Raw genomic sequence first — 24758 nt, forward strand, 5'->3', positions numbered from 1 at the left:
GGTTGCGTGTTTTAGTTGCTGTCAGTTATGGCATGTTAATTTTCATCCTTACATGTACAAAGAGCTTAACGAACCTTGTAGTAGAGGGACGCCCTGTTTTTGAGTGGAATCCCCACCCGGATATTGTGAGTTTCTTTACTGTGAGCTCTTTTCCGTTTCAAAGCAGTGCTTACATCATACAAAAGGCCGGACATGCAGCTGCGTTTTTTTTACTGGGATTAGTGGTTCACTCAGTTGTTAAGAAAGCATTGATGGGTTTTGTAATTGCATCGATTATCGGGTTATGCACAGAAATCGCTCAGCTCTTTTTTTCAAGAACAGGATGTTTGCTGGATGTAGGGTATGATGTCGCGGGCATCACCATATATTTTGCAGCTTACTTCATTATCAGGGCACTTCATTATCATCCATCAAGCATTCGCAGAAGTGGCGAAATATAGAGAATTGCCATAAGAAAAGAGCACCCAGTCGAAGCTGGATGCTCTTTTTGAAATATATTAGATATTCGCCGTTTCCTTTTCATTCTCAATCACTGCCAAACGCTCTGCCACTTCTTCCTCCGTCAAACCGTGTTCCATAACATAGCGGTTCTCAGGACTCGTGCGGCACTCATGTGAGCAGCTTCTCATATATTTATGCTCATTTTCCTCAGAGCAAAGAATCTTTCGGTTACAAGGCGGGTGTGCACAGTTTACGTAGCGCTCACAAGGTTCCCCTGTGTAGAAATCTTTCCCTACGACAACGTGCTCGGTCTGGTTGACAGGAACACCGATGCGCTCGTCGAATACGTAAAGCTGACCGTCCCACAGTTGACCTTTTACTTCAGGGTCTTTTCCATAAGTAGCGATTCCGCCGTGCAGCTGAGCCACATTCTCAAAGCCTTCTTTCACTAACCAGCCTGAGAATTTTTCGCAGCGGATCCCACCTGTACAATACGTGATGATTTTCTTGCCTTCCAGTATATCTTTATTGTCGCGGACCCAGTTCGGAAGATCGCGGAAGTTCTTGATATCCGGCTTCACGGCTCCTCTGAAGTGCCCAAGCTCATATTCATAGTCGTTACGTGCATCAAGAAGGATCGTATCTTCCCGTTGGATTTGTTCAAAGAAATCCTTTGGCTCAAGGTATTCACCAGTAAGCTCATTTGGATTCACGTCATCTTCAAGACGGAGAGTTACAAGCTCTGGACGGTGCTTCACTTTCAACTTCTTGAACGCATGCTCGTCTGCTTCGTCGATCTTGAATACAGTATCCTTGAAATGTGGATCCTGTCTCATCGCTTCCATATACGCATCCGTCTGCTCGATCGTACCGGAACATGTCCCGTTAATTCCTTCAGACGAAATCAGGATCCGCCCCATAAGGCCGATGTCCGCACACAGTTGCTTGTGCTGGGCAGTGACTTCCTCTGGGTTCTCAATGTCAACATAGTTGTAATACAGTAATACGCGATAATCTTTCATGTTTATTTCCACCTATCGATTTATATTTGCAAGATATAATCTTAGGATTCAGTTCCTTATTACTCTTACGATGTACTATTATAACAAATTTTTACGAAATTGCATCATGTGAGAGTGAGAAATACTGGGGATTGTGAGGAAAAGGTGGTGGAAATTGGGTTTAGAATATAAAATATAAATACATTAAATTTGTAAATCTGGATACGATTTGAAACAATGAAGATAAGAATAAATAAGGGGTTGTCACTACATATGATCAAAAAAATCATGCTGCTTTGTACCTTCGCCGCTCTCAGCCTACTGTTCGCAGGATGTCAGGAAAAGGCCCAGCCGGATGATCGCCTGCAGGAATACGTGGATCTTTGGAATAAAGGGAAGTTCGATAAAATGTTCTCAGACTATGCAAACTCCTCTACCAAAGAAACATTCAAAAAAGAAGATTTCGTCACAAGATACAAAGATATCTATAAGGACCTGGAAGTGAAGGATGTCAAAGTATCTTTTAAAAAGCCGGACAAAGAAGTGGAATGGGATAAAAAATCGAAAGCAGAGTTTCCCATGACCATTTCATTTAACACCCTTGCCGGTGAGGTTTCATATAAAAAAGATGTCACGCTGACAAAAGAAAAAAAGGACGACGATGAAAACTGGTTCGTGGATTGGGACCCTTCGTTCATCCTGCCTGAAATGGAAAAGGATGATAAAGTCGGAGTGGAAAGCATCTCTGCCAAGCGCGGGGAAATCCTTGACCGTAATCAGCAACCCCTTGCTGTCAACGGGGAGGCCTTTGAACTCGGGATTGTCCCGAAAGAGTTCAATGAAAATGACTTGAGCAAGCTGTCATCCTTACTCGATCTATCACCAGAACAAATAAAAAGTAAATTGGACGCAAGCTGGGTGAAGCCTGACTATTTCGTCCCGATTAAAAAAATCGCCTTAACAGAGCGTCCTCTCGCACTGGACGTAATTGAACTGGACGGACTTTACTCCAAGCGGGTACCTGCAAGGGAATACCCGTACGGAGAAGCCACTGCCCATCTGACCGGTTATATCGGAAAGTTGACAGCAGAGAGATTGGAGAAGCTGAAAGACAAAGGCTATACTGCCCAATCCTTGATGGGTTTAAGCGGAGCAGAGGAAGTCTATGAAGATGAACTGAGGGGTAAAGACGGACAGCGTATCTATCTGAAGCAACAAGATTCAGAAGACACCTTCACCGTGGCCGAGCAACCGGTTGAGGACGGAAAGAATATTACACTCACCATCGATGCCGAGATGCAAAAGAAGATATACGCACAGATGAAGGATGAGGCGGGAACGGCAGCGGCCATCAATCCGCAAACGGGAGAAGCGCTCGCCCTTGTAAGCACCCCTGCCTATGATCCGAATGAATTCGTATTAGGAATGTCTTCAGAGAAATATAAGAAGCTGGCGGACGATCCCCAAAAGCCGCTCCGAAACCGATTCCAGCTTGCCTATTCACCGGGATCCACAATGAAGGGCATCACAGCATCCGTCGGTCTGAAATCCGGTAAGCTGGACCCCAAAAAAATCTATGATATCCCGGGAAAGAAGTGGCAAAAGGATGAATCTTGGGGGAATTATAAAGTGGTCCGTGTTTTCGACAATGAGAGCAAAGTGGATCTGGAAAGCGCCCTTAAATTCTCGGATAACATCTATTTTGCACGGGTCGGGCTGGATATGGGTGCCGAGACGTTCATTGCCGGCTTGAAGGATTTCGGCTTTGGCGAAGAGATCCCTATGTCTTACCCGATCTATAAATCACAGGTTTCCAACGACGGGGAAATCTCCAAAGAAGTCCAGCTGGCCGATTCCGCTTTCGGTCAAGGGGAAGTGCTGATGAGTATCGTTCACATCGCAAGTGCCTACGGCGGGATCATCAACGATGGCACGATGATGGAACCAAAACTCCTGAAGGATGAAGAACAAAAAGTGTGGAAGAAAGACCTTCTTTCAAAAGAACAGGCAGACATGATGAAAACGGATTTTCGAAAAGTGGTCACAGAAGGCATCGCCGGAAAAGCGAGTGTAGAAGGTAAAGCGATCGCCGGTAAGACCGGAACGGCAGAAATCAAATCGGAGCAGGGAACGAAAGGTAAGGAAAATGGAGTGTTCGTTTCCTATGATCAGAATGACCCGTCCATGGTCCTTGCCATGCTCCTAGAAGATGTACAGGATGCCGGGGGAAGTACCCATACCGTCCAAGTGGCCAAGAAGTTTTATGATACTTGGAAATAAAGAGAGAGAGAGGGGCAGATGCTCCTCTCTTTTTCAATGCGAAAAAAATCCCCAAAAACCTCCTTTGGGGATTAAAGTGTTTATAATGCAGTGACCATTCCACCATCCACGACCAATGATTGCCCGGTTAAATAGGTATTGGCATCTGAAACGAGGAAGGTAATCACTTTGGCAAACTCATCCGGTTCACCATAGCGTCCTATAGGAATCGCTTTCTCACTCATACTTCTCAGCTCGTCCACGGTCATATTCCGTTTCTCAGCGTTTAGTTGATCCAGCTCCGCCACCCGGTCCGTTGCAATTCTTCCGGGACCGACCGTGTTGATGAGAATATGATCCTGGGCGAGTTCCCTTGATAAGCTTTTTGATAACCCGACCATCCCAGTCCTGAACGTATTGGAAAGAATCAGGCCGTCAATGGCTTGCTTCGTGGAAGAAGAGGCGATATTTACGATCCGCCCACCATTATTCCTTTTCATATGAGGAATAACCTCCCTGATCGTTCGAATATAGCTGAGCAGGTTCAATTCAAAGGCATACTGCCAGTCGTCATCCTCGAACTTTTGAAATCCTCCCGCCGGCGGACCGCCAGTATTATTGACGAGAATATCCACCCCATCAAGTTTCGAGACCGCTGTTTCAACAAGGGACCGGATATCCTCCGGGTTCGTCATATCACATGTCGTGTAATGAATGTCCTGATTGCCCGTTAAGTCCATGATCTCATTTGCAGTCTTCTGAAGCTCTTCTTCATTTCTGCTGGAAATAAGCACGCGGGCTCCTTCTTTTGCCAGTTCCAGTGCCGTGGCTTTTCCTAAACCTTTACTTGATGCGGTCACGATGACTGCTTTATCTTTTAATCCGAAATCCATTTCCATCCACCTCATTTAATTGGGAATATTGATCTCTTTGTTCATCGGTTTACCCTTTCCCTGGTAGTTCCAAAACAGAACAAAGACGAATACGGCAAAACCGATGATGTCTGTGATCCAGCCTGGATAAATCAGGAGAAAGGCTGCAACGGCACTGATGAGACGCAGGTTGATAGGGAACTTTTTCTTGAAATAGCCTTCAATGGCCACGGATAACAGAAATACGCCGATCACAGATGTAACGGTGAGCGTGATGATGCTTGTAACCGTAGCGTCGACCATGAGCATTTCATGGGAAAACACAAACATAAATGGAACGATGAATCCGGCTATGGCGAGCCTCATCGCCTGGAATCCGGTCTTCGTCGGGTCACCGCCGCTGATTCCCGCTCCGGCAAAGGCTGCCAATGCGACAGGAGGAGTGATGTTCGCGAAGATCCCGAAGTAGAACACAAACATATGGGCGACAAACACGGCCGTTTCCGTCGAGCCGGCCAATTCACGGAACAGGGGCAGTTGTAATAGAATCGGTGCTGCCATCGTACTCGTGATGATGTAGGTCGGGATACTCGGCAGGCCCATTCCCAATACGATGGACGTCACCATGGTCAATAATAATGTGATGACGAGCTGCAGAAGAGGACTGTCGATCATTTCACCGATCCCGACGATACTGTTGGCGAGTTCAAGGGCCACCCCTGTCAGTGAAGCCACTCCTACCACAATCCCGACAGCACCGCAGGCAACGGCGACGGGGATCGTTGTTTTCGCGCCTTCTTCCAATGCCTGAACGCAGTCCTTCAATCCGATTTCTTCAGCTTTCAAGTTTCTGGATTTTCTAAATAGGTTGATCAGTAAAGGAATCACCACAACCAACAGGAGCTCCCACCATCCGTTTTTCAAAGGAGGCATCCCTTCACCGGAAAGGAGACCGTTCACTTGTGGTTGAAACACAAAGAATACCCCGAGCAGGGTCGATAAGGTGAGAACCTGCTTTGATCCCGATATGATGATCGTGGCTAAAATGGACCAGAAGGCGGCGTAGAATGGTGTTTTTCCTGAGAATAATAAGTACAGGAGAATCACCATCGGGATGATTAAGTGTCCGCGCTCTGCCAGAACGGCTTTCACGGATGGAAGTTCTGATTTCGGAACTCCATTCAGCCCACGCTTGGATGCTCTGAAGTGCACTTGAAGCAGGATCCCGATGTAGAATAAGAGGGCAGGGATGATACCTGCCAGAATCACCTTCGTATAAGGGATGTTAAGATTCTCAGCCATAATGAAGGCTGCGGCACCCATGATCGGCGGGAGGATCTGTCCACCCACACTGGCTGCTGATTCGACGGCTCCTGCAAATTCTTTCTTATAGCCGATCTTTTTCATCAAGGGAATCGTAAAGGCACCTGTCGTCACGACATTGGCAACGGCTGATCCGTTAATGGAACCGAGAAAACCGCTGGCAATGACGGCAACTTTAGCGGGACCGCCTTTCGTATGACCGGCAACGGCCAAGGCAAGGTCGTTAAATAATTTCCCCATTCCTGACCGGCTTAAGAATGCGCCGAACAGGATAAAAAGAATGATGTAACTGGCAGATACACCAATCGCCGTACCGAGGATCCCTTCCGTAATATAAACAAGTTGTGAAATCATCTTTTTGGTAACGGTCAGCGTGATCTGCGAATTCAATTCAGGATAGATCGACAGTTTCACATAGAGACCGTAAAGTAAGAATCCGAGCGCCAGGAGGGTCAATCCCCAGCCGGTCACACGTCTCGTCAGTTCCAGAAGCAGGACGATGACAAGGATTCCGACGTAGAAATCCATATCGTTGATCTGCCCGCCTGTACGGATGATGCGTTCTGCACTGAATAACATATAAATGCCGACGATCAAGGATAATCCACTTAAGATATAATCATAAAATGGAACCGATTGATCTTTCTTTTTACTCACAAAGGGGTATAGGATGAAGCCGATTGCCATCAGTCCATATAAGTGAATGCTTCGCTGTTTTACATCGACCAGTGCCCCGGCGTAGGACGTGTAAAGATGGAAAAGGGCAATCCCGGCCGCCAGTACCAATAGGAATAAACCGATGATTTTAGGATACTTGCTCCTCGTATTGCCTTCCCGGTCCAACTCTTCCACAGATGTATTCTTCTCGTTTTTCATCATGAGTCACCTCGCTTAATCTTTAACAATCATATAAATCATTTTATACAGGGGGACGGACCTCACCGATAATTGGTAGGACACTTGGGGATCAAGGGAAATGGTCCGTCCGTCCAATCGAACCCGGTGATTCGTCCCCTTGCCTGTTTGAAAACGCAATGAGCTTCCGATCGTTTGATGGATGCCGGTCATATACACCCAGCCATCTTTGATATACGTATCTTCTCCTGCGTGATCAGGGACGCCTGCTCCGAACGTTTTGAAACGGGTCGAAGTCAGCAGGATGGTTCCTTTTTGAATATGAAAGAATTCTTCCCAATCTTCTTTTTCAACCGAATGGGTCCAGCGTATGGAAACGTCCTTCTCTTCTAAAAAGGGCTGAACGATTGTGTTTTGATTTTCATAGGATAAGATCAATGTGTTCATCGGGACGAAGGCAGAAAGGGAGAGAAGGAAAAGAATAACGATAACCAGTATTCTTTTTTTCATAGATAGAAAGAAGAGGGCACCAGGATTGATGCCCTTTCCGATTTATTCCAGTAATCCTTTTTCTTCATAAAACTTTTTCGCCCCTGGGTGAAGGGGAGCTATGAGGCCCTTCGCCATCTCGTCCCGGTCGACTTCCTTAAGGGGAGCGACTGCCACTGCATCCGTCCCTAAGTAATCATAGTAGCGCTTTGTCAGATCGAATACGGTGTCTTCGCTTAAATCTTTTGATACGATCAGCATATTTTGAATCCCGACGGTTTCTACTTTTGAATCCAGGTTGTATTTCGCTTCGTCACCTGAATCAATGGTGAAGGTTTTGTAGAAAGGATATTTCTCCATCAGCTTATCAGCAAGATCACCTTTGATTTCAACAAACGATACATCATTTTGCTGCATCAGGTCTGTAATATTACTGTTTGGTACTCCCGAGGTGAAGAAGGCAGCATCCAGCGTGCCGTTCTTCATTTCCTGCACCGAATCCGCATAGCCGGTGTGAGTCACTTTTTCAAGGTCATCATACGTAAGGCCGGCAGCTTCCAATACCTTCTTTGCGCTCTGTTCCACACCGGAACCTACCTGTCCGACACCGACTTTCTTACCCTTTAAATCTTCAATACTCTTAATTCCGCTATCAGACATCGCGACTACCTGCACCACGTTCTGGTACATGCCTGCCATTGCTTGAACGTCTACTTTATTGCCTTCGAACTGTCCTTTTCCTTCAACGGCATCATAAGCCACGTCACTCATCACGATGGCCATTTGATTCAAGCCATCCGTGATGTTCTGGATGTTGGCAACAGATGCGCCAGTCGATTCTACCGTTACATTTCCGATGGAATCACTTTCTTCGAAAATGGGTTTTAACGATCCCCCGATTGCATAATAAGCACCGGATGTTCCACCTGTCCCAAATACGACTGATTGGCTGGAAGAATCACCGCCACTTGAATCGTCTCCACTTGCCCCGTCACTGCCGCATGCTGCCAGTAGAATGGAGACGATGGCTATCATTGAAATCCACTTTAATTTTTTCATCATTTCGTCCTCCTTTTAGTTACCTATTTAGTATGGTAACGCTTACATATTAAAATTAGAATATTTAGAACTTAAAGGACGTTTTGGTCTTTTTGGTCTTTTTTAATCTGAACAAAAAAACGGATAAGGCCAAGTGCCTTATCCGTTCTTCCACTGATAGCGATTGACCGGTCTCCCGATCCCGCCATATTCGATCAAGATCTGAACCTGTTCTGATTTCAGGAGATAATCTAAGTATCTACGGGCTGTCACCCTCGCAATCCCGATTCCTTCCGCCGTCTCTTCAGCGGAAAGGGGGCTGGATTGGCCGGAAAGATATTGAACGATTTGCTGAAGGGTTTGCGCGTTCAGCCCTTTCGGCAAATCCACATGATGGTTGTCAGCCCCAGAGGGAGAAGGTCCTCCTTGGAGCTGATCGATCTCCTGCTGTCCAATGATTCCTTCTCCTGATATCTGTTGTTTAAATGCCCGATATTTTTCGAGAGCCTGCTTCAACCGCTCGAACTTGAAAGGCTTGATGATGTAATCAACGACTCCCAACCTCATCATATCCCGGATGGTTCCTTTATCCTGTGCGGCAGATATGACAATGACATCCACGTCCGTGCCCTGCTGCCGAAAAGCCTGTAATGTTTCGATCCCGGTCTGTCGGGGCATGAAATTATCAAGGAGAACAAGATCGGGCTGGTAGGAAGAGACCTTTTCTGCGCCTTCCTGACCGTTTCCGGCAATGGCGCACACGGTAAATCCCGGCACCCGTTCAATGAACATCCGATTCACCTCTTGAACCATCGGGTCATCTTCAATGAGCAGGACGTTAATTGGTTTCGTCATACGTGTTCCCTCCATTCATGGGGAAGGTAAGCTGAAATAGCGTCCCTTCCCCAGGGGTTGATCTTACTTGTATATGGCCGTTCGATTTCTCTATGATTCTGTGAATCAAGTAGAGCCCGATCCCTGATCCGTCTTTTCCTTTGGTTGTGTAACCCTGATGAAATAACTGCGGCATCTGGTCTTCTGATATCCCGATTCCGTTGTCTTCTATCTCGATATGGAAAGTATCCGGATCTTCTTTCAAATAAATATGGACCGATTTCGATTCTTCAGCTGTGTCCTTTAACGCGTATAAACTATTTTCGATCAGATTTCCCAAGAGTATGACAAAATCATGTTCATCCAGTAGGGAAGGGAGGGAGGTCAGATAACTATCGGTATCGAGCTGAACCTCTATTCCGAGTTCCCGTCCACGCCTGATTTTACCCAACAGCAGCCCGGTCAACCGATCAAGCTTGATTCGCTCGGTTAAGAAGGCGGAGAGATCCTCCTCTTCCCTGGAAGAGTGGAAGATATAATCGAGGGCCTTCTCATTTTCTTCAAGTTGAATCAGTCCGGCGACGGTATGTAATGCATTCTGATGTTCATGGTTTTGTACCCGTAATGCCTCGACGAATTCCTTGACTCCCGTCAGCTCTTCTGCAAGCTTGGTCATTTCTGTCCGATCCTGGAACACGGCAACCGCCCCTGCAATCTTGCCATCTATTAAAATCGGAACCCTTGAATGAAGGATGATCCTGTTGTTTAATGTCATCTCTTCATGATAGACAGGTTCCCTGGTTCTCAGAACGTCCGGCAGCTTAAAAGATGGGAGGACCTCATGAATGGACTTTCCGGTCGGATTCCCCTTAATGAATACTATTTCTTTCGCCTTTTCATTAAAAACGGTTAGTCTCTGTTGGTTATCAATGGCGATGATTCCTTCATTCATGGCTTGGAATGTTGCCGTACGTTCCACCAGGAGCCTGCCAATTTCATGGGGCTCGAGCTGAAAGGTGTCTTTCTTGATTTGTCCCGCTAACAACCAGGAACCCATCATGCCGAATAAAAGGGTGATCGCCCCGATGATGATCAATTCATTCTTTAGATTGCTCATAATATCAAAGGTGGAAGGGAGGAGGATGCCTACAACGACTACACCGATTTGTTGATGTTCAGGGTTCATGACTGGCACGAATCCCCTCACTGCCACTCCAAGCTCTCCTTTTGCCGTCGAGACATAACTATGTTCCGCAAAGGCAGGACCTTCATCCTTCCCTGCGGATATGGTGCCGAGCTGCTCTTCTGATGGATGGGAATAGCGGATGCGATTCATATTGAGTACGACAACATAGTCCGATCCATTTACGGTACGGATGTTTTCAACGACCGGCTGAATGTCCTTCCATCCCAGGGAGTCTTCCAGGTGACTTTGAACGGTGGGGAGGTTGGCTACGGTCCTCGCCGTAATAAGGGCCTGATTCCCTAATTCCTCTTTCTTCATCTCGATTGCTTTTCCGACAAAAATAATAAATCCGATAATCAGGGCGAATAAGACAACCCCGAAGGATAATATCGTCATTTTCCAGCGAATGGGCATTTGTTTTCGGTTCATTCTGAATATTCCTTCCTCTTTGTTCAAAGTTATTGTACCATTTTTAATAGAATCTGAAAGAGGAGGGTTCCGCTGATGAGAACCTTTTTGTTCATTGGCCTCTTTATCCTGACAGGGATGGTGACCGCCTATGTGGTGGGATTTCAATCACGGGATGGATTTTCTGGAGAATATGATGACGATCAGGAAAAGATGAGGGATCAAATCGTGATCAAGGTGAGTCATGTCGTGTCGGAAAACACCCCTAAAGGAAAGGCAGTCCGGCGATTTCAAGCGCTTGTAGAAGAAAGTACAAAGGGAAAAGTGAAGGTGGAAATCTACCCGAACGGCTCACTGTATTCGGATATCAGTGAGTGGGAGGCCCTTAAGAATAATAATGTGCAGATGATCATTCCGGCCACCTCGAAAGTATCTCAGTATGTTCCTGAGTTCGGACTATTTGATTTACCTTTTGCCTTCGATAGCTACAGCCAGGTTCAGCAAGCTTTTGAAGGAAGGATTGGAGAGATTTTACTGGAAAAAGCAGAAAAGCGTGAACATGTAAAAGGTGTCACCTTTTGGTATAACGGGTTTAAACAAATAACGAATAATCAGCGCCCTTTACTAACCCCTGCTGATTTTAATCGATTGCATTTTCGAACCATGCCAAGTGAAGTCATAAAGAAACAATATCAAATGATGGGGGCGGCTGTGAGTGACCTACCCTTTAATAAAACCTATGAAAACCTGGAGGTCGGCTTCATTGATGGGCAGGAGAATACGATTTCCAATATATATTCCAAAAAGCTCTATGATCATCAATCCTACCTCACTGTCAGCAACCATTCGTACCTGGGTTATGTGGTATTAGTGAACGAAGAGTTTTGGAATGAGTTACCCGAAGAGTACCAGGTGGAAATCAATGAGGCGATGATTCAAACCACAGACTGGATCCGACGGCACTCCATCGAAATGAATGATGAGCAAATGCGGGAGTTGAAGCGAGACACCGATATGGATATTCATATTCTGCTGAATTCAGAGAAAGAGGAGTGGAGAGAGAAATTGGCTCCTCTGTATGATGAATATGAAGATGTTTTTGGAAAGGAATTGATGGGGGAGATTGGTGAAATAAACGGGAGACGTCGGTAAGTACAGAATCTGGGAATATTCCCTTCACAATCACTGGAAAAAATCTTATCCGGACATACGGTTTTGCTTTTAAATATGGTAATATAAGAAAATGTAAAGAGAGATAACAAAGAACCACATTACATAGAGATAGGAGAATGATCAATGAGTAAAACACTAATTTTCGGACACAAAAACCCGGACACAGATACGATCACATCAGCACTTGTTTATGCAGATTTGAAATCAAAAATTGGGATGGACGTGGAGCCGGTCCGTCTGGGTGAAGTGAACGGCGAAACGCAATATGCCCTTGACTACTTTAAAGTCGATGCACCACGTTTGGTAGAAAAGGTTGCCGCTGAGACGGATACGGTCATCCTCGTTGACCATAACGAGCGCCAGCAAAGTGCCGAGGACATCGAGGAAGTACGCGTTCTTGAAGTCATCGATCATCACCGCATCGCGAACTTTGAAACGGCTGATCCCCTGTACTACCGTGCTGAGCCGGTTGGTTGTACGGCAACGATCTTAAACAAGATCTACAAGGAAAAGGGAGTAGAAGTGACGAAGGAAATGGCTGGATTGATGCTTTCCGCTATCATCTCTGATTCCCTATTATTCAAATCTCCGACCTGCACAGAAGAAGATGTAGCAGCAGCAAATGAACTGGCTGACATCGCAGGGGTAGACCCGCAAGTGTACGGATTGGAAATGCTGAAAGCCGGAGCGAATATGAGCACGAAATCAGTCGCTGAACTTGTGACCCTTGATGCGAAAGAATTCTCCATGGGTAACGCGAAAGTGGAAGTGGCTCAAATCAACGTTGTGGATGTGAATGACGTATTCGGACGTCAGGCAGAAGTTGAAGCGGCAATGGAAACGATGATCAAGGAAAAAAGTCTGGATCTGTTCCTTCTTGTCGTGACAGACATCCTGGAAAACGACTCGACGGCTCTTGCCCTTGGAAGCAAGTCGGCTGAAGTGGAAAAGGCGTTCAACGTCACACTTCAAAACAACACGGCCCTATTAAAAGGCGTGGTCTCCCGTAAGAAGCAGATCGTACCTGTGTTGACGGATGCAATGAAATAAGGAAAAATTGGAAGGGGCAGTCTTTTGGCTGCTTCTTTTTTTATACCAACAAAGGAGGAAGTCCAACATGAACTTCAAAAAAATCCACCATATCGCTATCATCTGCTCAGATTACAACAAATCGAAAGACTTTTACGTCAACAAACTGGGGTTGGATATAAAGCAGGAGATTTACAGGGAAGAAAGGGATTCATTCAAGCTCGACCTTGCGTTAAACGGTGAATATATCATCGAACTCTTCTCATTCCCTAAAGCCCCGGCGCGGCCGAGTTATCCCGAAGCACAAGGGCTGCGCCATTTAGCCTTTGAAGTGGAGGATATCGGTGAGGCGGTAAAGGAGTTAAATCAAAAAGGGATTGAAGCAGAAGAAATAAGGATAGATCCGTATACTCATAAACGTTTCACGTTTTTTGAAGATCCGGATGGACTGCCGCTGGAGCTTTATGAAATCTGATAGAGGTCCGTCCCTCAAAAAAAGAGCACTTCCCATAAAGAGAAGTGCTGTCCAAAGGTATTGTAATTTGTCGTTAGATTCATTTAAACATATATCGATTTTTGAAGGATTGAGGATATGGCACGATTATCATGGAAAAACAGTGCGGTTCCTAGGGAATATCAGTTGTTTTATACATTAATATAAAAATATTAATATTTTCTTTAAGTAAAAAAAAGAGCACTTCCCACCAGGAGAAGCACTATCAAAAGGTATTGTAATTTGTCGTTAAGATTATTAAAACATAGATTCAGAATGCATGTATTGGCGGCATAGGTTCCTGAGAAAGAATAGATGAGGATTATCCTAAAAAAACTGCCTGTTTTCTGATAAAATATTAAAATATTAATATTTTGAAGGAGGTGGACTTGTGGACTATTCAGTCATCGGAAAAAAGATAAAGGAATTGAGAAAAGTCGTCGGTTTGACTCAGGGAGAACTGGCAGACGGAATATGTACCCAGGCTCTGATCAGCCGGATAGAGAAGGGGGATATCTATCCGAGCGCCACGTCTCTCTATCAAATTTCAAAGAAGCTCGGCGTCGATGTAAACTACTTTTTTGAGATTGGGTTGACTCCCCGGCTGGATTATGTGAGAGAGGTTGAGCGGCAACTAAAGAAGCTGAGAGTGAAATTGAAATATGATGAAATCCTTGAGATTGTCAAAACCGAAGAGAAGAATCCGTTATTTCTAAAAGACGAAACCAATCTTCAACTTCTCTACTGGCATAAAGGAATCTATGTGAATGAGGTCGAAAAAAATAAAGACGAAGCTCTGAGTATATTAGAGAGGGCCCTCTCACTGACGTATAACAAGAAAAAGGCGATGTCAGAACGTGAAATGAATATTATGATCAGTATGGGAATCCTGGAATTCAGCCGTCGCAATCATGAACGGGCGTTAGAAATTTACGAAGACGTCAATGCCGCTTTGACTTATAATGACCAGCTTAGCGATAAGTCCATCAAAACACGACTGTTGTATAATATCGCCAGGGTTCTGACGAGACTTGGAAAATATCACGAATCCACCAGGTACTGCGAAGAAGGCATTCGTTGGATCATAGAAGAAGAAAATTTATATGGTTTCGCTCAATTGAATTATCATATTGGATATAACCTTGAACTGGAAGAGAAATACGGGGAAGCATTACCTTATCTCATTAAAGCGGCCATGTTGTTTGACATTCAATACAATACAACGTTATCCGCTTTTATCGAAGGGAAGATAGAAGAACTGAAAGAAAAGATGAGTCATACAACGTGAACCAATCCATATCTTATATTGATAAATCCAGATTATCGGTTGAATCACTTAAAAATCAAGTTCACATTGAAATTTTAACGAAGAAAAAGGAATCATCTTAAAAATGAATGTATTGAGATTCTCGTTCATACATTCAGCATGTCCCTCATAAGATGAACTGTAGGTGAGGGGTGTGGATGTATGAGAAGGAAAAGCCCGGTTCCCCTGATGATCGGTGCAGTCGGGGCAATCATCCTGTTGGTGGCTCTGTTCACGTTTATCGGAAAAACCCAGGAACCAGATACACCTGAAGAAGTAATCAAGGAGTTTTATGACTTCGAAAAAGATGGGGACTTCGGAAATGCGTGGGAGCTATTTCACTCGGAAATGAAAAACAAGTTTCCCAAATCCTCCTATATCCAGACGAAGAATCATGTATTCATGGGGCATATGGGGGTAGATGAGTTCGATGTGGAAATAGGGAGCATAGAAAAGGTGAAGGAGTTTACGTTTAACGACGAAGGGCTACAGTTCAAAAATGTGAGGAAAGCGGAAGTGAACATGTATTTCGATAGCCAATTCGGAGAGCTGATGATTACTCAAACGTGTTATGTGGCGATTGAAGAAGACGATTGGAGGATACTGTGGAATTATAATTTCTGAGCGGAGAAAAAAATTTTTAATGGAATTGGTTTTATCCCCTGTGTTCCGGGTAATAAGAAACTAATTATGGATAAAGGAGGGCATTAGCTTTGTCATTGCTCTATTTTAAGGCTCGTGAAGCCTATGAACTGGATGCGAAAGTATCTCAATCCCAGATTACAAGATTGAGGGAATACCGCAGAACCAAGCCCGCTCCTGTTGCTAAAAAGAATAGCTAATGGATCCTTTTGAAAAGAGACCCTGCTCAGTCTAAATCCGTTTAGGCTGTTTTTTTTATATGAAAAAGTGAAAAAGCCGGAAATCCACTGATTCCCGACTTTTCATTATTCCAAGTCTTCCCCGATGATGCGGACTTCCCGCTCAAGCTCTACATCAAACTTTTCTTTCACCGTCTTCTGGACATGTTCAATCAGTGAAATATAATCAGATGCCGTTGCGTTGTCTTTATTCACGATGAAGCCGGCATGTTTGGTTGATACTTCTGCCCCGCCGAAGTTCGTACCTTGAAGCTCACTGTCCTGAATCAATTTACCTGCGAAATATCCAGGAGGACGTTTAAAGACACTTCCACATGATGGGTATTCAAGCGGCTGCTTCGACTCCCGTTTGTCCGTCAAATCGTCCATGATGGCCTTGATGTCTTCATAGACCCCGGGCTGCAGACTGAACGTCGCCTCCAGGACGATATCCCCTTTTTCAGAGATATTACTGTGTCGATAATCAAGCTCAAGTTCTGCTGCTGTTCGTTTCACAAGGTTGCCTTCACGATCGACGACATGGCAGTAATCAAGGACATCCTTGATCTCTCCACCGTACGCCCCTGCGTTCATGAACAGGGCGCCGCCTACCGTACCCGGAATCCCGCATGCGAACTCCAGTCCCGATAACTGTTCGGCTAAAGCCCGTCTGGACACATCGATGATGGCCGCGCCGCTTTGAGCGACGATCAGCTGATCGGTAGCTTTAATGTCCTTGAAGTTCTTTAAGTGAAGGACGATGCCGCGGATCCCGCCATCCTTCACGATCAAATTCGAGCCGTTTCCAAGTAGCGTAAAAGGCACATCGACTTTATTCGAAAGCTTCACGATGTTTTGAACTTCTTCATAAGTCGTCGGGGTAAGGAAGAAGTCTGCTCTTCCCCCAAGCTTTGTATACAAATGATCCCTTAACAGTTCGTCACGCTTAATATTGTCAGAGTGCATGACCTTCGTTAATTCTTCAAACACTTTTTCTTTATTGTACATTCTATATCAGTCCTATAAAGTAATTTTCATCTCTTCACTATTCAATCCTACCCCACCATTATATGACGAAAACCCATGAAAGTTAAATGGTTTCAGTTGGGAGTGAGTAATATCAGCCTATTGGAGGAAGATCCCACTCCATACATAAGAAAAAGAACCCCCGAATTGGAGGTTCTTGGAATTGCCTATTATTTTAAGAAATTAGCTACACTCGAGATGAGGTTTGTGATGAAACCGCGGTTTTCTTTCTTTTCCTGTCCGGGATTCGTTCCATCGCTTTCTTTCAGTTTGATCGAGTACTTCCCAAACCCACTTTCCTGCTCTCCGAGGAACTTATACTTTCTTGCATCCTTGATGTAATTCTGAGCTTTCAGGGACGTTTCGAAAACGATATTCGTATTTCCTTTCACAGGAGTAAAGGACCAGTTCCCATCCGCTTTTGGATCGATGGTCTTTTTCTCCATGATGTAATCAATGATCACATTTCGATTCTCATCCGGTGATTTGACGATGATTTCTGAGTTCTTTACGCCAGGGAATTTACCGCTTGCACGATAGTTATTGGTTGCCACGATGAATTTCTGGTTCGGATCGATGGCTTTTCCATTAAACTTCAGGTTTTTGATGCGGCTTGAGTCCTTATTCACCAGTACGCCTTCAGCATCGTATTTAGAAGGCTGGGTCACATCGATTTCATAGGTAACGCCGTCAATCACGTCAAAGTTATAGGAGCGGTAGTCACCGTTCACAAGATTTTGTTCTTCTGATGTAGAAGGGTCGATTTGATTGAACTGACCCGCAGACATTTCAAGCCATTCCTTCACGTCGGCTCCTGTAAGCAGCACGGCTTGAAGCGTGTTTGGATAAAGGTATAGGTCAGATACATTCTTAATCGCGATTTCACCTGCCGGGATGTCTGTATAATAATCAGGATTTGCTCGTGTACCCGCTTTGAACGGGGCACCTGCAGACAGAACCGGGATGTCTGCATATTCAGTCCCTTGGATATACTTTTCAACATACCATTTCTGTGCGTTTGTCACGATTTGAACGGACGGATCATCACTCACCAATGCAAAGTAACTGTTGATTGGTGAAGTTGTCTCACCGACTGCACTGCGGACCCATTCAATCGTCGCTTCATGCTCTTCTTTCACTGCGTCGAGGATGCTTTGGTCTGCCTCAACAGCAGGCGTTCCGTCGGGATTCAGGATTGAACGGGTGGAAGTTTGCGTATTCGTCACATCCCATTTCCCGTCTTTCAACTCAAGTTCAAGGTCAACGAGTCCGAGGTGATCTCCCCAGGAACCAGGCATAACCGATCCGACGCCATTGATCGTTCCTTTCTTCACGTCCACCCCTTCAATCCCGCTGTACGAATCAGAAGGGAAGACCCCGTGTGAATGGCCAAACAAGATCGCGTTGATTCCATCTACTTTAGAAAGGTCATACGTTGCGTTCTCCTCCATGCCTTCCTGTGTGACGTTACCGATACCGGAGTGAGGGATCGCGACAATCACATCAGCACCTTCAGCCTTCATTTGAGGGACGAACTTGTTCGCCGTCTCGATGATGTCTTTTGCAACGACTTTCCCTTCAAGATTCCCTTTATCCCACTGCATGATCTGGGGAGGGACGAAACCGATGACGCCGACTTTGATTGCATGCTCTTCACCGTCTTCATCGACCACGGTGCGATCAAGGATTTCGTACGGTTTAAAATAGTTCTTGTCATTGTCGGGATTCCCGTCTTGATCATCTACGTATACGTTGGCGTTCACGTATGGAAAGTTGGAGCCCTTTAATGATGTACCGAGGAAATCAAGACCATAGTTGAACTCATGATTCCCGACGTTCCCGGCATCATAATCCAACAGATTCATCGCTTTGTAGACAGGGTGGATTTCCCCATCTTGAAGCGGGTCTTCTTTTGCTACATAATCTCCAAGTGGATTTCCCTGAATCAGATCACCGTTATCGAATAATAAAGAGTTCTTCGATTCCGCTCGAGCCTGTTTGATCAGGGTGGCCGTTTTGGCGAGTCCGTATTTATCTGTCACTGTATCTTGATAGTAATCATAGTTTGCGAGGTTCACGTGGATGTCGGTTGTTTCAAGTATACGAAGCTTTACAATATCTTTGTCCATGACGTCTGCATAAGTAATGGAAGGAGTGGCTTGAGGAATCAGAAGGCCAAGGGCCAACGCGCTGCCGGCAATGACTTTTTTCTTATTGGATGTTTTTTTCAAAAGAATCGCTCCTATATATGTAGTTAATTGTCAAACAATTACATGCTAGCATATCAACATGAAATAAAAATGGTGTAAAAGTATGATTTATTTGAAAAATGTAAAACTTTTGTAAAGGGATGGTCCTGGGTAAATTGTTTTGTTTATTTTTAAGAGGCAATAAGATAGGATGGAACATATAAAAAAATATGCTATAACATCTATTCATCTACTAAAATATACTTTTGGGTAACAAAAGAGAGGAGGGAGCCAGTTGGCACGACTATACACGGCCCTAATTGGCTTAAGCCTGATCTGGGGCATGTCTTTCGTCTTTATCAAATGGTTGGTGGAACCTGCAGGGGTGTGGGGGACGGTGTTTTTACGGTGCCTGGCAGGGGCACTCGTTCTTCTTCCGATCTTTTTCATACAGAGGAAACGAGAAGGGAAGAAACCACTTCCCCTATGGAAACTCCTGGTTGTGGGGATCGGGAACGCTGCCCTTCCCTGGACCCTGATCGCCTTAAGTGAAACGCAAATCAACAGCAATACGGCTTCCATCCTGAATGCGACCACTCCGATTTGGACGGGACTGGTTGGTTTTTTATTCTTCTCTGTTGTATTGACGGGGTTTCAATGGATCGGGATTGCGGTCGGCTTCATCGGCATCCTCGTGCTGATGAACTTTGAAGTGAGCGGCATCTTCTCGTCTGATTTTGTCGGGGTGGGAACGATGATCTTGGCCACGATGAGCTACGCGTTTGCTTCCCAGTTCACGAAAAAATACCTGGCAGGAACCAGTGTAGTGGTCATCTCGACCTTTCAGTTGTTGATCGGGGCTGCGTTCGGGTTTGTCGGAATGATGATTACGGATCCCATCTCTGTCGGTGATTTAGCATCAGGAGAGGTCATCCTCGGCATTCTTGGCCTGGGCTGCCTCGGGTCTGGTGTGGCGACGCTTCTGTATTTCTATATCATGACCAACGGGAGCCCCGAATTTGCCTCGACTGTGACGTACCTGATTCCGGGTACGGCGATGATCTGGGGATTCGTGCTTCTAAGGGAACCCGTGACCCACAATCTCATCCTAGGCCTGCTGATCATATTCGCAGGGGTATTCCTATCGTCCAGAAAATCAAAGAAAATCATCACATCCCTGCCGGCAGGGACAAGGTAAGACCTTTAAACAAACGTTTGATTAGTATGTTGAATCCCTTGTCTCCCAAGGGGTGATCGCACTAGTCAAACGTTTGTTTAGTTTCAGGTCATCGAAACTCCCCGGAAATTAATGCAAACCAACTTATTTTCATATAAAATGAGTAAGATACATAAGGTAGACTAACGCATAGCACATGCTATTAAAAATAAAACATAAGGATGGTAATTCTATATGAAAACGGCAATTGTAACGGATAGTACCGCCTACATCCCGAAAGAATTGCGTGATCGACTCAACATACATATGATCCCTCTCAGCGTCATTTTCGGAGGAGAAACCTATCAAGAAGAAGTTGATATTACGGCAAGTGAATTTTACGAAGAAGTCAGTATCCAGGAAAAACTTCCTACCACTTCGCAGCCCCCGGTCGGAAAGTTCGTCGAGCTGTTCGAAAAACTTTCCAAAGACTACGATGCCGTCATCTCCATTCACCTATCCAGCGGAATCAGCGGGACATACCAAGGGGCCGTGCAGGCAGGTGAAATGGTCCAGAGCATTAAAGTATACCCATACGACTCAGAGATCAGCTGCATGATCCAAGGCTTTTACGCCATCGAAGGGGCAAAGCTTGCCCGTGAAGGAAAAACACCAGATGAAATCGTTGGCTTATTGGACGAAATGAAAGAATCGGTGCAGGCCTACTTCATGGTGGACGATCTTGCCCACCTGCAACGCGGAGGACGGTTATCCCAAGCACAGGCCATCATCGGAAGCCTGCTGCAGGTTAAACCATTGCTTCACTTCGTGGATAAAGTCATTGTCCCGTTTGAAAAAATCCGCACGAAAAAGAAAGCGTTGAAGCGGGTGGAAGGAATCCTCGAAGAAGCGGTAGCGTCAGGCGAAGCCTATCAAGCTTCCATCATCCACGCCAATCGGGAAGACGAAGCGATTGAGTGGAAAAGCGAGCTACAGGAGAAGTATCCGAACGTGGAATTCAATGTGAGCTACTTCGGTCCGGTCATCGGGACTCATTTAGGTGAGGGTTCGATGGGGATGGGCTGGGCAAGGAAGATGAGTAGGTAGATTTCTGACTTGTACCAGGTACACACTCCAACACTCACTAACGGTGCCAGGCACAACACGATCGTTTCGTGCCTGGCACCGTTATTTAGTAGGAAGGATTTTCAATCTCAAATGTAGAATACAACACTATCCAACAAAAGGAGTGATGCAGTTGCGTTTTGCTTTAATGGATCACAGCTTAATCCCTGAACCTCTTTTAAAAGAACCACACCCCCTTCTCCAAAAAATCTCAGAATTCACTACCAATCCAAGTCAACCAATCAATCCATCCTTTCAACTTTCCTCAGAACTGCAATCCTATCTAAGTGGAAGGTCATTATTAGTAGACGAGCTCCCATTTTCAATCCATACCCTGCACGAACACTATATGAATGGCTATATTTTATATGAACAGGGTGTCAACAAAGGTCAATGTCATCGCTGTGGAAATAACAAACCTCATCTATTTGCCACCTTCCATTGTTCCAGATGCCACACCGGATGCACCTACTGCCGGAACTGCATCATGATGGGCAGGGTGTCTGAGTGCACGCCTCTCATAAGGTGGAATGGTCCAGAACCGGATTCTCCACCGGGAACGTTCGACTGGACCGGAACCCTTTCAGAAGCGCAAAAAGCAGCCTCGGAACAAATGATATCTGCCGTTAAAGCCAACAACGACCTTCTCGTCTGGGCCGTATGCGGAGCCGGAAAGACGGAGGTTCTTTTCGAAGGGATAGATGAAGCCCTTCGGCAAAACAAGAGAGTCTGTATTGCCGCACCCCGTACCGATGTCATCCTGGAACTGTCTCCCCGCCTCAAAAAAGTCTTTCCTCAAACAAAGGTCACCACCCTGTACGGGGGTTCCGAGGAACGACACAGCTATGGTCAACTTGTTCTCTCTACTACCCATCAACTCTACAGGTACAAAGAAGCCTTCGATGTCATGATCATAGACGAGGTCGACGCCTTTCCCTATTCCTACGATTCCTCCCTGCAAGGGGCAGTAGAAAAAGCCCGGAAGCCCCAATCGTCCATCATATACCTGACAGCAACCCCGGATCAGAAAACGCAACAGGAATGTGCCCGGGGAAAAAGAAACTTCATTGGAATCCCGGCCCGCTTCCATCGTCATCCAATCCCACTTCCCAAGTTTGTCTGGTGTGACCTCTGGAAAAAATCCCTGAAGAAAAATCGAATCCCCCTCGCACTGAAAAAATGGGTTTCAATAAGGCTCCAGCAATCGAAACAAGCCCTGATTTTCTTTCCCACAGTCGACCTTATGGAAAAGGCCCTGCCTCTATTTCAAGACATGCATCCCCTCATTGAATCGGTTCACGCCGAAGATCCCAAACGAAAAGAAAAAGTAATGAAGATGAGACAGGGAGAAATTCCGATTCTACTCACGACGACCATTCTAGAACGGGGAGTGACGATCCCGAACATCGATGTGGCCGTCCTTGGGGCAGAAGAAAAGATTTTCACCGAAAGTGCCCTCGTTCAGATCGCCGGCAGGGTGGGAAGGAGCGCTGACTATCCAACGGGGGATATTGTGTATTTCCATTACGGCCGCACAAGGGAGATGATCAAGGCGCTCCTCCATATCGATCAAATGAATAAGGAAGCGGAGAAAAGGGGATTGCTTCATGGTCATTAACTGTTTGAATTGTAATAGCGAAGTGGAAGAAGTATGGTCGTGGAGAGGGTTATTCTACAGGGAACCCCAATTTCTGTGTCAGGAATGTGAGAGTCAGTTGGAGAAGATAGAAGGAGTGCGCTGCTGGGGGTGCTCCCGTTCACTGGAGCCCCTGCCATTGAGTCTCGTGAAAGGAGAGATCTGCTTGGACTGTCATCGATGGGAATTGGATCCGGAGTGGAAGGGAATTCTCCATAAAAACGATTCATTGTACCACTATAATGATTTTCTGAAATTGTATTTGGCCAGATACAAATACCGGGGGGATCACGCGTTGGCCAAAGCCTTCTCGCATACTATTAAATCTTTTCTTACAAAAATAGAATATGACCTTATCATCCCCATTCCCCTAAGTAGTGAACGACTCTATGAAAGAGGGTTCAATCAATCTACCGCTCTACTCGAAGAATCAGAGGTCCGTCCCTCACATATCCTCACACGTTTGCATTCTGAAAAGCAGTCGAAGAAGACTCGCGCTGAGCGTCTTCGCCAGGTGCAGGTTTTTCAGTTGGCAGAGTGTGATGTGAAAGGCAAATCGATTCTGCTGTTTGATGATATTTATACGACGGGGACGACGTTGAGGCAGGCGGCGAAGTTACTGAAGGAAGCAGGGGCTGACGAGGTTTCTTCACTGACTCTCGCGAGGGGTTAAAGCAATGCTCCTTTCTGCCGATATAAGGGATAAGAGAAACTTGACCGGGAGGGAAACATTATGTCAGAAGTCATCAACTGTCCACGCTGCAACGCGATTTTTATGCAAAATAAATTCCGTGATGTGTGTGACAAGTGTTATAGAGAAGAAGAGAACATGTATGAGACCGTCTACCAATTTTTGAAGAAGCGGGAGAACCGCGCGGCGACCATGGATCGGGTCATTGAAGTGACGGGAGTAGACGAGGAACTTCTATATAAATGGGTGAAAAAAGGCCGTATCCAGACGAGGCAATTTCCCAATATGGGTTATCCTTGTGATAAATGTGGAAAGATTATTGGGACGGGACGGATTTGCGGTGATTGTTCTTCTGAACTTGCCAGTGATCTGAAAAAATTTGAAACGGAACAGGAATGGAAGAAAAAATCCCAGGAATCGGGTCAGAGAACCTATTACACGATGAGAGATAAGAACTAGTCGTAAGGAATGGAATTCAGGAAGAACTAACCAGTCCTTGACACTAAACAAAACCTGTTTCCATCCGATATACTAGGTAGAAACCATGTACGTGAAGAAAGCGAGGGAAAATGATGAAGATTAACTCTATCGGAAATCAGAACATCAATCCTTACAAACGCAACCAGAACAAAATGGATGAGATCGGGAAAGCGGGCAAACCGGCAGCAGACAAAATCGAAATTTCTTCTGCTGCCAAAGAGATGCAGGAGGTTTCCAAACTCGGCAAAGAACGCCAGGCGCGAGTAGAGTCTCTAAAAGATCAGGTTCAGAGCGGGAACTACACCATCGATCCGAAAGCCATTGCTAAAGGATTAAAGAATTTTTATAACGGACAATAAAGAAGGAGCGAACAAACATGTCAGCAACCAATCTAATCGCAACTCTTGAAAAACTATATAAGCTGCACAAAAGTTTGTTCGGTCTTTCAGTTAGTAAAACGGATGTCATCAAAAAAGGTGATATGAGTGAACTTGATCGTGTATTGATGGATGAGCAGAAGCATTTGGCCGCCATCAATACGGTGGAAGCTGAGCGACAGCGGGAATCCAGCCACTATCTTCAATCACGGGGAGTGCCTTTCAACGAGGCACCAACGATATCTCACTGTATCGAGCACAGCGCACCCCAAGACCAAGAAACGCTTGCCCATTGGCAGGGAAAACTGCTCGGTATCATCGGAGAATTGAAAGATCAAAACGAGCTAAATCAAAAGCTTGTCTATCAATCTCTTCAATTCGTGAATATGAATCTATCCATGACGCAACCGCAGCCGGAACAATCCAATTATTCACGACCGAACGGTGAAAAGAAAGCACAAACAAGTCGATCCATCTTTGATTCGAAAGCATAGCACTTACTAATTGAAAC

The 24758-nt window shown here is 45.4% G+C and carries 24 protein-coding genes; 15 read left to right on the forward strand and 9 right to left on the reverse strand.

Translation table 11 applies throughout. The features are described 5' to 3' along the window. Positions 1 to 2 precede the first annotated feature (2 nt). Positions 3 to 440 (forward strand): VanZ family protein, encoded by a 438-nt coding sequence (locus tag N5C46_RS17275; protein ID WP_261749559.1) that lies wholly within the window; start codon positions 3 to 5, stop codon positions 438 to 440. Positions 441 to 497: 57 nt separating this feature from the next. On the opposite strand, the gene N5C46_RS17280 is transcribed toward N5C46_RS17275, so the two are convergent. Continuing rightward, positions 498 to 1463 carry an oxygen-dependent tRNA uridine(34) hydroxylase TrhO gene (locus tag N5C46_RS17280; protein WP_261749560.1) on the reverse strand — a complete coding sequence of 322 codons (966 nt, stop codon included), beginning with the start codon at positions 1461 to 1463 and terminating at the stop codon, positions 498 to 500. Positions 1464 to 1715: 252 nt separating this feature from the next. On the opposite strand from N5C46_RS17280, the gene N5C46_RS17285 reads away from it, so the two are divergent. After that, positions 1716 to 3722 (forward strand): penicillin-binding transpeptidase domain-containing protein, encoded by a 2007-nt coding sequence (locus N5C46_RS17285; protein ID WP_261749561.1) that lies wholly within the window; start codon positions 1716 to 1718, stop codon positions 3720 to 3722. A gap of 80 nt (positions 3723 to 3802) precedes the next feature. Here the strand turns inward: N5C46_RS17285 and N5C46_RS17290 are convergent, their stop codons facing one another. The 6 genes from N5C46_RS17290 to N5C46_RS17315 all read right to left on the reverse strand — a co-directional run bounded on the left by N5C46_RS17290 (position 3803) and on the right by N5C46_RS17315 (position 10727). Continuing rightward, positions 3803 to 4594: an SDR family oxidoreductase gene (locus N5C46_RS17290; protein WP_261749562.1), complete on the reverse strand. Its 792-nt coding sequence runs from the start codon at positions 4592 to 4594 to the stop codon at positions 3803 to 3805. Between the two features lie 15 nt (positions 4595 to 4609). Beyond that, a complete protein-coding gene (locus N5C46_RS17295) occupies positions 4610 to 6772 on the reverse strand; it encodes a TRAP transporter permease (protein WP_261749563.1) in 2163 nt (720 codons plus the stop codon). A gap of 15 nt (positions 6773 to 6787) precedes the next feature. Further along, entirely contained in the window at positions 6788 to 7261 is a 474-nt protein-coding gene (locus N5C46_RS17300; protein WP_261749564.1) for a DUF1850 domain-containing protein, read from the reverse strand. A 42-nt stretch (positions 7262 to 7303) separates the two neighbouring features. Continuing rightward, a complete protein-coding gene (locus N5C46_RS17305) occupies positions 7304 to 8299 on the reverse strand; it encodes a TAXI family TRAP transporter solute-binding subunit (RefSeq protein ID WP_261749565.1) in 996 nt (331 codons plus the stop codon). Between the two features lie 138 nt (positions 8300 to 8437). Next, entirely contained in the window at positions 8438 to 9133 is a 696-nt protein-coding gene (locus tag N5C46_RS17310) for a response regulator (RefSeq protein ID WP_261749566.1), read from the reverse strand. Then, a complete protein-coding gene (locus N5C46_RS17315) occupies positions 9117 to 10727 on the reverse strand; it encodes an ATP-binding protein (RefSeq protein ID WP_261749567.1) in 1611 nt (536 codons plus the stop codon). Before N5C46_RS17315 ends, N5C46_RS17310 begins: the two co-directional genes overlap by 17 nt. Before the next feature lie 75 nt (positions 10728 to 10802). Here N5C46_RS17315 and N5C46_RS17320 point away from each other — a divergent pair, with 75 nt between their 5' ends. From N5C46_RS17320 to N5C46_RS17345, 6 genes are all read left to right on the forward strand, one after another. Beyond that, on the forward strand, positions 10803 to 11858 hold the full coding sequence (locus tag N5C46_RS17320) for a DctP family TRAP transporter solute-binding subunit (protein WP_261749568.1): 1056 nt from the start codon (positions 10803 to 10805) through the stop codon (positions 11856 to 11858). A gap of 144 nt (positions 11859 to 12002) precedes the next feature. Continuing rightward, positions 12003 to 12929, forward strand: a complete 927-nt coding sequence (locus N5C46_RS17325) for a manganese-dependent inorganic pyrophosphatase (RefSeq protein WP_261749569.1) — start codon at positions 12003 to 12005, stop codon at positions 12927 to 12929. 67 nt (positions 12930 to 12996) lie between these two features. Next, positions 12997 to 13383: an SMU1112c/YaeR family gloxylase I-like metalloprotein gene (locus tag N5C46_RS17330; RefSeq protein WP_261749570.1), complete on the forward strand. Its 387-nt coding sequence runs from the start codon at positions 12997 to 12999 to the stop codon at positions 13381 to 13383. A gap of 409 nt (positions 13384 to 13792) precedes the next feature. After that, a complete protein-coding gene (locus N5C46_RS17335) occupies positions 13793 to 14689 on the forward strand; it encodes a helix-turn-helix domain-containing protein (RefSeq protein WP_261749571.1) in 897 nt (298 codons plus the stop codon). Between the two features lie 180 nt (positions 14690 to 14869). Continuing rightward, on the forward strand, positions 14870 to 15331 hold the full coding sequence (locus tag N5C46_RS17340) for a hypothetical protein (RefSeq protein WP_051758487.1): 462 nt from the start codon (positions 14870 to 14872) through the stop codon (positions 15329 to 15331). 89 nt (positions 15332 to 15420) lie between these two features. Next, on the forward strand, positions 15421 to 15549 hold the full coding sequence (locus N5C46_RS17345) for a hypothetical protein (protein WP_258264940.1): 129 nt from the start codon (positions 15421 to 15423) through the stop codon (positions 15547 to 15549). A 105-nt stretch (positions 15550 to 15654) separates the two neighbouring features. Here N5C46_RS17345 and murB read toward each other — a convergent pair whose 3' ends face one another. Further along, positions 15655 to 16575 carry a UDP-N-acetylmuramate dehydrogenase gene (murB, locus tag N5C46_RS17350; protein WP_079533214.1) on the reverse strand — a complete coding sequence of 307 codons (921 nt, stop codon included), beginning with the start codon at positions 16573 to 16575 and terminating at the stop codon, positions 15655 to 15657. Positions 16576 to 16763: 188 nt separating this feature from the next. Continuing rightward, complete coding sequence (locus N5C46_RS17355) at positions 16764 to 18824, reverse strand: bifunctional 2',3'-cyclic-nucleotide 2'-phosphodiesterase/3'-nucleotidase (protein ID WP_420720420.1); 2061 nt, start codon at positions 18822 to 18824, stop codon at positions 16764 to 16766. A 253-nt stretch (positions 18825 to 19077) separates the two neighbouring features. On the opposite strand from N5C46_RS17355, the gene N5C46_RS17360 reads away from it, so the two are divergent. The 7 genes from N5C46_RS17360 (at position 19078) to N5C46_RS17390 (ending at position 24741) form a co-directional block, all read left to right on the forward strand. Continuing rightward, a complete protein-coding gene (locus N5C46_RS17360; protein WP_261749572.1) occupies positions 19078 to 19980 on the forward strand; it encodes a DMT family transporter in 903 nt (300 codons plus the stop codon). A gap of 213 nt (positions 19981 to 20193) precedes the next feature. Beyond that, positions 20194 to 21045, forward strand: a complete 852-nt coding sequence (locus N5C46_RS17365; RefSeq protein ID WP_261749573.1) for a DegV family protein — start codon at positions 20194 to 20196, stop codon at positions 21043 to 21045. Between the two features lie 145 nt (positions 21046 to 21190). After that, positions 21191 to 22681 carry an ATP-dependent helicase ComFA gene (locus N5C46_RS17370; protein WP_261749574.1) on the forward strand — a complete coding sequence of 497 codons (1491 nt, stop codon included), beginning with the start codon at positions 21191 to 21193 and terminating at the stop codon, positions 22679 to 22681. Beyond that, a complete protein-coding gene (locus N5C46_RS17375) occupies positions 22671 to 23372 on the forward strand; it encodes a ComF family protein (RefSeq protein ID WP_261749575.1) in 702 nt (233 codons plus the stop codon). The genes N5C46_RS17370 and N5C46_RS17375 overlap by 11 nt, the downstream gene beginning before the upstream one ends. Before the next feature lie 60 nt (positions 23373 to 23432). Continuing rightward, positions 23433 to 23849, forward strand: a complete 417-nt coding sequence (locus N5C46_RS17380; RefSeq protein WP_261749576.1) for a TIGR03826 family flagellar region protein — start codon at positions 23433 to 23435, stop codon at positions 23847 to 23849. Positions 23850 to 23962: 113 nt separating this feature from the next. Beyond that, positions 23963 to 24229, forward strand: a complete 267-nt coding sequence (flgM, locus tag N5C46_RS17385; protein ID WP_261749577.1) for a flagellar biosynthesis anti-sigma factor FlgM — start codon at positions 23963 to 23965, stop codon at positions 24227 to 24229. A 17-nt stretch (positions 24230 to 24246) separates the two neighbouring features. Then, positions 24247 to 24741 carry a flagellar protein FlgN gene (locus tag N5C46_RS17390; protein WP_261749578.1) on the forward strand — a complete coding sequence of 165 codons (495 nt, stop codon included), beginning with the start codon at positions 24247 to 24249 and terminating at the stop codon, positions 24739 to 24741. Positions 24742 to 24758 lie beyond the last annotated feature (17 nt).

It is taken from the genome of Rossellomorea vietnamensis, assembly GCF_025398035.1.
Taxonomy (GTDB): domain Bacteria; phylum Bacillota; class Bacilli; order Bacillales; family Bacillaceae_B; genus Rossellomorea; species Rossellomorea vietnamensis_B.

Excerpts from the sequence above, each read along its gene's own strand:
- N5C46_RS17280 (WP_261749560.1), bottom strand. The coding sequence starts at position 1,463 with ATGAAAGATTATCGCGTATTACTGTATTACAACTATGTTGACATTGAG.
- N5C46_RS17285 (WP_261749561.1), top strand. The coding sequence starts at position 1,716 with ATGATCAAAAAAATCATGCTGCTTTGTACCTTCGCCGCTCTCAGCCTA.
- N5C46_RS17290 (WP_261749562.1), bottom strand. The coding sequence starts at position 4,594 with ATGGATTTCGGATTAAAAGATAAAGCAGTCATCGTGACCGCATCAAGT.
- N5C46_RS17295 (WP_261749563.1), bottom strand. The coding sequence starts at position 6,772 with ATGAAAAACGAGAAGAATACATCTGTGGAAGAGTTGGACCGGGAAGGC.
- N5C46_RS17300 (WP_261749564.1), bottom strand. The coding sequence starts at position 7,261 with ATGAAAAAAAGAATACTGGTTATCGTTATTCTTTTCCTTCTCTCCCTT.
- N5C46_RS17305 (WP_261749565.1), bottom strand. The coding sequence starts at position 8,299 with ATGAAAAAATTAAAGTGGATTTCAATGATAGCCATCGTCTCCATTCTA.
- N5C46_RS17310 (WP_261749566.1), bottom strand. The coding sequence starts at position 9,133 with ATGACGAAACCAATTAACGTCCTGCTCATTGAAGATGACCCGATGGTT.
- N5C46_RS17315 (WP_261749567.1), bottom strand. The coding sequence starts at position 10,727 with ATGAACCGAAAACAAATGCCCATTCGCTGGAAAATGACGATATTATCC.
- N5C46_RS17320 (WP_261749568.1), top strand. The coding sequence starts at position 10,803 with ATGAGAACCTTTTTGTTCATTGGCCTCTTTATCCTGACAGGGATGGTG.
- N5C46_RS17325 (WP_261749569.1), top strand. The coding sequence starts at position 12,003 with ATGAGTAAAACACTAATTTTCGGACACAAAAACCCGGACACAGATACG.
- N5C46_RS17330 (WP_261749570.1), top strand. The coding sequence starts at position 12,997 with ATGAACTTCAAAAAAATCCACCATATCGCTATCATCTGCTCAGATTAC.
- N5C46_RS17340 (WP_051758487.1), top strand. The coding sequence starts at position 14,870 with ATGAGAAGGAAAAGCCCGGTTCCCCTGATGATCGGTGCAGTCGGGGCA.
- murB (WP_079533214.1), bottom strand. The coding sequence starts at position 16,575 with ATGTACAATAAAGAAAAAGTGTTTGAAGAATTAACGAAGGTCATGCAC.
- N5C46_RS17365 (WP_261749573.1), top strand. The coding sequence starts at position 20,194 with ATGAAAACGGCAATTGTAACGGATAGTACCGCCTACATCCCGAAAGAA.
- N5C46_RS17370 (WP_261749574.1), top strand. The coding sequence starts at position 21,191 with ATGCAGTTGCGTTTTGCTTTAATGGATCACAGCTTAATCCCTGAACCT.
- N5C46_RS17375 (WP_261749575.1), top strand. The coding sequence starts at position 22,671 with ATGGTCATTAACTGTTTGAATTGTAATAGCGAAGTGGAAGAAGTATGG.
- N5C46_RS17380 (WP_261749576.1), top strand. The coding sequence starts at position 23,433 with ATGTCAGAAGTCATCAACTGTCCACGCTGCAACGCGATTTTTATGCAA.
- flgM (WP_261749577.1), top strand. The coding sequence starts at position 23,963 with ATGAAGATTAACTCTATCGGAAATCAGAACATCAATCCTTACAAACGC.
- N5C46_RS17390 (WP_261749578.1), top strand. The coding sequence starts at position 24,247 with ATGTCAGCAACCAATCTAATCGCAACTCTTGAAAAACTATATAAGCTG.